General features: G+C 75.9%; 4 protein-coding genes and 1 pseudogene. 3 read left to right on the top strand and 2 right to left on the bottom strand.

The annotated features are described in order from the left end of the window. Positions 1-550, top strand: a pseudogene (locus tag DT057_RS35795) (hypothetical protein); the annotation flags it as partial. A gap of 278 nt (positions 551-828) precedes the next feature. Continuing rightward, positions 829-2028: a TAXI family TRAP transporter solute-binding subunit gene (locus tag DT057_RS33565; protein WP_128566347.1), complete on the top strand. Its 1200-nt coding sequence runs from the start codon at positions 829-831 to the stop codon at positions 2026-2028. 79 nt (positions 2029-2107) lie between these two features. Here DT057_RS33565 and DT057_RS33560 read toward each other — a convergent pair whose 3' ends face one another. Then, a complete protein-coding gene (locus DT057_RS33560) occupies positions 2108-3139 on the bottom strand; it encodes a cysteine synthase A (protein WP_128566346.1) in 1032 nt (343 codons plus the stop codon). A 187-nt stretch (positions 3140-3326) separates the two neighbouring features. Here DT057_RS33560 and DT057_RS33555 point away from each other — a divergent pair, with 187 nt between their 5' ends. Further along, on the top strand, positions 3327-5315 hold the full coding sequence (locus DT057_RS33555) for a PhoX family protein (protein ID WP_128566345.1): 1989 nt from the start codon (positions 3327-3329) through the stop codon (positions 5313-5315). 56 nt (positions 5316-5371) lie between these two features. Here the strand turns inward: DT057_RS33555 and DT057_RS33550 are convergent, their stop codons facing one another. Continuing rightward, entirely contained in the window at positions 5372-6058 is a 687-nt protein-coding gene (locus DT057_RS33550) for a response regulator transcription factor (protein ID WP_128566344.1), read from the bottom strand. Positions 6059-6313 lie beyond the last annotated feature (255 nt).

Raw genomic sequence — 6313 nt, 5'->3', positions numbered from 1 at the left:
CGGGCGCCTGGACCGGTTGCGCCTGCGCGTCGACGCCCTGTCGACCGTGGCGCTCGACGCAGGCCGGGCGGCCCCGGACCGGGCCGCGGCGCCGCAGGCCGCGGGGCTCGCCGTCCCCCCTCCCCTCCTGCCGGACCACCCGGCCTCGCCGCTGGTGCGGGCGATGCTCCCGATGCCGCGGCCGCCCGCGGAGCCCGACGCGGGCGCCGGCGCGCCCCGGCCGGCCGACAGGATCGCCGAGGCGCTGCCGCCCGCGGCCGTCGACGAGGACCGGCTGCTCGCCCGGGTCGGCCTGCTCCTGCGCCACGGCGACATCAGCGGCGCCCGCCTGCTGCTGCAGCACGCCATGCGGGCCGGCAGCGCCCGCGCGACCGTGCTGCTGGCCGAGACCTACGATCCGGCGCGGCTCACCGCGCTCCAGGTCAGGGGCCTCCAGGGCGACCCCGCGAAGGCCGGCGAGCTCTACCGGCGCGCGCAGCAGCTCCCGCCGGGCGAGGGCGAGCACGTCCGGCAGGCGGGCCTGCCCGCCCTCGAGGCGGCGGGCGACTAGCATGGCGGCGTCGCGCTCGACCCGACGCCTTGAACGCCGAGGGCCGGCGTCGCGCCGCCCGCCGTCCGGGGCGCAAGCGGCCCCGGGGGACGACATCCCGGCGACGCCGACGCCGCCCGCGACCGGGAGGACCGGCTGACGGCAGCGGGCCGGAGGCCGGGGCGGGAGGCTCGGCCGACCGGAGCGAGGCCGGCCGGCGGGACCCGACACCACGGCGCCCCCCACGCACCGCGCATGGTCGCGTCGGCGGGGCGCTCAACGAACCGAGGGAGGACATCATGATACGCCGTGCTGCGCCCGCGATCTGGCTTGCCGCCCTCCTGTCCTGGGCCGGACCGCTCCGGGCGGAGCCGGCCCCGCCGGAGCGGCCGCCCGCCGCGCAGGACGCCGACTCCCCGCGCGGCGGGGCGAAGGCGCGCCAGCGGGCCGCCAGGGCCGAGCCCGCCCGCGACTCCCACGAGGACGCCGCCCTGAGCGAGCGGCTCAACGCCAACACCGTGGCGGTGATCTCGGGCACGCCGGGCGGGACCTATTTCCGCCTCGCCAGCGACCTGGCCTTCGTCCTCGACGGCACCAACGACCTCCGGGTGCTGCCCGTGATGGGCAAGGGCGCCGGCCAGAACGCCTACGACGTCCGCTACCTGAAGGGCATCGACATCGGCTTCGTGCGGACGGACACGCTCGACCAGCTGCGCAAGGACAAGCGGGTCTCGAACATCGGCGCCCACATCAGCTACATCGCCCGGCTGTTCAACGACGAGCTGCACGTCGTGGCGTCCCGGGAGATCACCGACATTCGCCAGCTCGCCGGCCGGAAGGTGACCTTCGACGTCAGCGGCAGCGGCACCGACGCCACCGGGCGGGCAATGTTCGAGGGCCTCGGCCTGCAGGTCGAGGCCGTCAACGTCGATCAGGCGACGGCGCTGGAGAAGCTGACGCGGGGCGAGGTGGCGGCCGTGGTCTCGGTCGCCGCGAAGCCCGTGGCGGTGCTGGCGGCCTTCGACGGGCAGGGCCGCTACCACCTCCTCGACGTGCCCTTCGCGGGCGCCGCCGCCGACACCTACCTGCCGGCCGAGGTGACCAGCGCCGACTACCCGAAGCTCGCCCCCGAGGGCCGGACGGTGCGGACGCTGGCGGTCGGGACCATCCTGGCGGCCTACAACTGGCCGAAGGGCAGCGAGCGCTACAACCGGATCGCCCGCTTCGTCGACGCCTTCTTCACGAAGTTCGACGAGTTCCTGAAGCCGCCCCGCCACCCCAAATGGCGCGAGGTGAACCTGGGCGCCGAGGTCGCGGGCTGGAACCGGTTCCGGGCGGCCCGGGACTGGCTGGAGCGGCGCGACGAGCCGATCCCCCGGGTGGCCGCCACGTCCGGCGACATCGCGCAGTTCCTGGCGCAGCGCCGGGCGCCGGCGGAGGTGGACCGCGACCAGCTGTTCCAGGAATTCCTGCGCTGGCGCACCGGGCGCGCCCGCTGATGCCCGGCCCGCGGGGAGCGGACGCCGCCCCTCCCCGGGCCCGGTCCGCCCGCGGGGCACCGGCGCGGCGGGCGCCGCGTCAGACCAGCTGCGGGTCGATCGCCCGCGGCGCCTCGAGCCAGGGCGGCACCGGCAGGCCGCGCTCGCGCAGGAACCCGACGTCGAACAGCTTCGAGGCGTAGCGGGCGCCGCCGTCGCACAGGATGGTCACGATGGTGTGGCCCGGGCCCAGGCGGCGGGCGAGGCGGATCGCCCCCGCCACGTTGATGCCCGACGAGCCGCCGAGGCACAGGCCCTCCTCGGCGAGGAGCCCGAACACGAGCGGCAGCGCCTCGCGGTCGGAGACCGCGTAGGACACGTCGGGCCGGAAGCCCTCGAGGTTGCCGGTGACGCGGCCCTGGCCGATGCCCTCGGTGAGCGAGCTGCCCTCGGCCCGCAGGGTGCCGGTGGCGTAGTAGGCGTGCAGGGCCGAGCCGTCCGGATCGGCGAGCCCGATCATCACCCCCGGGTTGCGGGCGCGCAGGGCCTCGGCGGTCCCCGCCAGCGTGCCGCCGGTGCCGGCCGCGCAGATGAAGCCGTCGACCTTGCCCCCGGTCGCCTCCCAGATCTCCGGTCCCGTCGTGGCGGCGTGGGCCTGGCGGTTGGCGGGGTTGTCGAACTGGTCGGCGAAGAAGGCGCCGCAGGGCTCCGTCGCGCCGAGCCGCTCGGCCAGGCGGCGCGCGACCTTCACGTAGTTGTTGGGGTTGGCGAAGGGCACCGCCGGCACCTCGACGAGCTCGGCGCCGGCCAGGCGCAGGGCCAGCTTCTTCTCCGCCGACTGCGTCTGCGGGATCACGATCACGGTGCGGTAGCCGCGGGCGGCGCCCACCATCGCGAGGCCGATCCCGGTGTTGCCCGCCGTGCCCTCCACGATGGTGCCGCCGGGCCGGACCGCCCCGGCCCGCTCCGCCGCGTCGACCATGAACAGGGCGGCCCGGTCCTTCACGGACTGGCCGGGATTCATGAACTCGGCCTTGCCGAGGATGGTGCAGCCGGTCTCGTCGGACGCGCGGCGCAGACGGATCAGCGGCGTGCCGCCGATCGCGGCGAGGACGTCGGGACGGGTCATCATGGGCGGTCACCGGAGAGCGTGCGCGCGGATCGGGCAGGATGCCCGCGCGAGGCCGCCGGTGATGCCGCGAAACTGGGCGCCCGGCAAGGCGGCGGGCGGGGCCGCGCCGGCCGGGCGCCGGGCGCGCCGTCATCGCGGCGCCACGGGCCCGGCCTAACCGGGGATCCGCCGCGCCGGAGGAGACGCCATGACCCAGCCCACGCCGAGCCGCTCCCAGCGGGCCGAGGCCGCCGAGGATGCCGGCACCAACCCGAGCCGGAACCCGACGCTCGGCGACGTCGTGGCCCGGCGCTTCGACCGGCGCGAGGTGCTGGGCGGCGCCCTGGCGGTCGGGGCCATCGCGGCGGTGGTGACGCCCCGGGCGCTGGCGGCGGGGGGCGCCGCGGCGGACGGCGTCCGGGCCGGCCCGGTCTTCCCGTTCGCGGAGCTGCCGGCGGGCTGCGACGAGCGCCACCACGTCGCGGCGGGGCACGACGCCGAGATCCTCATCCGCTGGGGCGACCCGGTGCTGCCCGGCGCGCCCGCCTTCGACCCGCACGCCCCCAGCGCCGCCGCGCAGGCGATGCAGTTCGGCTACAACAACGACTTCCTCGGCTACTTCCCGATGCCGGGCGCGGCCGACCCGGCCGGCCACGGCCTCCTGGTCGTGAACCACGAGTACACGAACGAGGAGCTGATGTTCCCGGGCCTCGGCCGGCAGGACGGCAGGACGGCCTTCGCGGGCATGAGCCGGGAGCTCGTGGACGTCGAGATGGCGGCCCATGGCGGCTCGGTGATCGAGGTGCGGCGGGTCGACGGACGCTGGCGGGTCGTGCCGGGCTCTCCCTACGCGCGCCGCATCACCGCGACGACGCCGATGGTGATGACCGGGCCGGCGGCGGGCTCGGCGCGCCTGCGCACCGCGGCCGACCCGGAGGGGCGCCACGTCCTCGGCATGATCAACAACTGCGCGGGCGGCGTGACGCCGTGGGGCACCTGGCTCACCTGCGAGGAGAACATCAACTACTACTTCGAGGGCCGGCTGCCGGAGGGCTCGCCCGAGGCGCGCAACCACAAGCGGCTCGGGGTGCCGGCGGGCCTCTACGGCTGGGGCCGCTTCCACCCGCGCTTCGATCTCGCGCGCGAGCCCAACGAGCCGAACCGCTTCGGCTGGGTGGTGGAGATCGATCCCTTCGATCCGGCCTGGGTGCCGCGCAAGCGCACCGCCATGGGCCGCTTCAAGCACGAGGGGGCGGCGGGCCTCCTCGCCCCGGACGGGCGCTACGTGGTGTTCCAGGGCGACGACGAGCGCTTCGACTACGTCTACCGCTTCGTGACCCGGGACCGCGTCGACCCCGCCGACCGGAGCGCCAGCCGCGACATCCTGGATCGCGGCACCCTGGCGGTGGCCCGCTTCGACGCGGACGGGCGCGGCACGTGGCTGCCGCTCGTGTTCGGCGAGGGCCCGCTCACCCCGGACAACGGCTTTTCCGACGAGGCCGACGTCCTGATCGAGACGCGCCGCGCCGCCGACTTGCTGGGCGCCACCCGGATGGACCGGCCCGAGGACGTCGAGGCCGATCCGCGGACCGGCAAGGTCTACGTGATGCTCACGAACAACGTGCGCCGGAGGCCCGACGCCGTCGACGCCGCCAACCCGCGGCCCGACAACCGCTTCGGCCACATCGTCGAGATCAGCCCGGACGGGGGCGACGTCGCGGCGGCGGGCTTCGCCTGGGAGGTGCTGGTCCGCTGCGGCGACCCCGCCGTCGCGGCGGTCGGCGCCACCTTCTCGTCGGCGACGACGCGGGACGGCTGGTTCGGCATGCCGGACAATTGCGCGGTCGACGGGCAGGGCCGGCTCTGGGTGGCCACGGACGGCAACGCGCCGGGCCGGACCGGCCGCGCCGACGGCATCTGGGCCCTGGAGACCGAGGGGGCCGGCCGGGGCACCGGGAAGCATTTCTTCCAGGTGCCGGCCGGGGCCGAGATGTGCGGGCCCTGCTTCACCCCCGACGACACCACCTTCTTCGTGGCCGTGCAGCACCCCGGCGAGGCCGACGAGGAGGACCCGAACGCCGCCCCGGCGACCTTCGCGCAGCCGGCGACGCGCTGGCCCGACTTCGACCCCGCCCTGCCGCCGCGCCCCGCCGTGGTGGCGATCACGAGGCGGGGCGGCGGCCGGGTCGGCACCTGAGGCCGGCGCCCGGGCCGCTCAGGCCCTCCCGGGGCCGCGCCGGGGCGGGCGGTCCGTCACGGCAAGAGCTTGTAGCCGCCGCCCTCGGTGACGAGGATCGACGCCGTGGCGGGGTTCGGCTCGATCTTCTGGCGCAGGCGGTAGATGTGGGTCTCCAGCGTGTGGGTGGTGACCTGCGCGTTGTAGCCCCAGACCTCGGCGAGCAGCGTGTCCCGGCCGACGACCTGGCGCCCGGCCCGGTAGAGGAAGCGCAGGATCGCGGTCTCCTTCTCGGTCAGCTTCAGCTTCGAGCCGCGCTCGCCCACCAGCAGCTTGGCACCCGGCCGGAAGGTGTAGGGCCCGATCTGGAAGATCGCGTCCTCGCTCGCCGCGTATTGCCGCAGCTGGGCCCGGATGCGGGCGAGCAGCACCGCGAACTTGAACGGCTTCGTGACGTAGTCGTTGGCGCCCGCGTCGAGCCCCAGCACCGCGTCGGCGTCGGAGGTCTGGGCCGTCAGCATGATGACCGGGCCGCGGAAGCCGTTCTGGCGCATCTGCTTCACCGCATCGCGGCCGTCGAGGTCGGGAAGCCCGACATCCATGACCACGAGGTCGACCCGCTCGGCCGCGACCCGCGCGACCGCGCCGAGCGCGGATTCCTCGGTCACGACCTCGAACTCGTCCGAGAGGTCGAGCTGCTCGGTCAGCGTGTCCCGGAGCGAGGGATCGTCGTCGACGACGAGCAGGCGGTGGGCGTTCGACATCGGAACTGGACTTTCGAGACGCGATCGAGCGGCGAGCGGGAAGAGACGCACCCGAACCCCCCTCCCCGAACGACCGCTTCGACCGGCAGCGGCCGCGAGACCGCGCGGACTCTTCGAGGCCTGGCGGCACGCGGGGGCAGAGTAGCGGAGCGCGATGCCGCGACAAGGGCCGGCGCCCCCGCGTCCACGGCCCGGGGGCGCGGGCGCAGGGCCACGGCGGGCCACGCGGGAGACGGCCCGCGGCGGGCCGCGCGG

The organism is Methylobacterium crusticola (assembly GCF_003574465.1).
GTDB lineage: Bacteria > Pseudomonadota > Alphaproteobacteria > Rhizobiales > Beijerinckiaceae > Methylobacterium > Methylobacterium crusticola.
Note: the sequence above shows the minus strand (reverse complement) of the source record. Positions and strands in the feature narration are given on the sequence as shown.